Below are 1403 nucleotides of genomic sequence, written 5' to 3'. Positions count from 1 at the left end.
CATGCGTCTTTAGCTAAGCGAAGAACCGCCTGATGGCAGTGGCTTATCGAGACATCTTTTCGAGAGGAGTGAGGAGGGCGCAAGTGTGCACCAAGCCCCCTCCTCAAACCAGATTGAACGTCGGCTCACTACCCTCTTTCCCTCTGCTGCGCTGGAAGATCACGCCGAGGCTGTCGGCGTGATCGAACGAGAGGGAAAGCTCCAGATTCCACCTCTCGTGTGGTCGTTTGCGTTCGGCTTCGCCACGGGCGAAAGCCGAACGCTGGCAGCGTTCCGCCGGAGCTACAACTCCACAGCTGACGAATCACTGTCTCCCGGTGGCTACTACCAGCGGTTGACGCCGTCGTTAGCCGAGTATCTCCGCGACCTCGTCGAGTACGGCCTCGGCGAGGTCGCTGTCCCACACACTCTGGCCGACGAGTTCGACCGTTTCAGGGACGTGATGATCGCTGATGGGACGGTGTTGCGCCTCCACCAGTTCCTCTCTGATGAGTTCGAAGGACGCCACGAGGAGCAGGCTGGAGCACGGCTCCACCTGCTCCATAACCCGAGCGATCAGATGCTGGAACGGTTCAGCATCACCGATGAAAAAGCCCACGACAGCACCGAGTTCAACACCGGTTCGTGGCTCGAACAGCGGTTGATACTATTCGACCAGGCGTACTTCAAGTACCGGCGGTTCGCGTTGATCGACGAGAACGACGGCTACTTCGTGAGTCGGCTGAAACCCGACGCAAATCCGGTTGTAACGGACGAGTTACGGGAATGGTGTGGCGACACCATTCCCTTGGAAGGCGAGAAGATCCATGATGTTGTTGACGATCTCTACCGGAAGTACATCGACGTAGAAGTCGAAGCCGAGTTCAAGCGGGAGAAGTACAACGGAACGCGGTCGCTGGATACGAAACGTTTCCGTGTCGTCGGCGTCCGCGACGAGGACGCCGACGACTACCATCTATACATCACGAACCTGCCCCGTGAGGAGTTTTTCCCAGAAGATTTAGCGACGATCTATCGGTGTCGGTGGGCTGTTGAACGGTTGTTTCGAGAACTCAAGACGGAGTACGAACTGGACGAGTTCGACACCACGAAAGAGCACATCGTGAAGATTCTGGTGTATGCGGCGCTGTTGTCGCTGTTAGTGAGCCGTGAGTTGCTGGCGCTGGTGACAGAGTGCGCCAGTGATGACGCTGTCTTTCCACCAGGTCGCTGGGCGGCGACCTTCCGGTCGCACGCCCAGCTCATCCTCGACGGCCTTGGTGAGTTCCTCGGCTACTCGCCACCACCGCTGCTTGACCGGCTGATCGAAGATGCACAGAAAATCCACAAGCAACGACCAATCCTCCAAGAAACCCTCGCAACCGCTACTCAACCGAGGTGTGAGTCTTAGCTAAAGACGCATG

The 1403-nt window shown here is 57.6% G+C and carries 1 protein-coding gene; it reads left to right on the top strand.

The features are described 5' to 3' along the window. Positions 1–112: 112 nt before the first annotated feature. Positions 113–1390: an IS4 family transposase gene (locus KM295_RS16750; RefSeq protein WP_418904826.1), complete on the top strand. Its 1278-nt coding sequence runs from the start codon at positions 113–115 to the stop codon at positions 1388–1390. The last annotated feature ends 13 nt before the right edge of the window (positions 1391–1403 follow it).

Origin of the sequence: Natronomonas aquatica (genome assembly GCF_024449025.1) — an archaeon.
GTDB lineage: Archaea > Halobacteriota > Halobacteria > Halobacteriales > Haloarculaceae > Natronomonas > Natronomonas aquatica.
The sequence above is the reverse complement of the archived record's forward strand: the minus strand, read 5'-3'. Positions and strand labels throughout refer to the sequence as shown.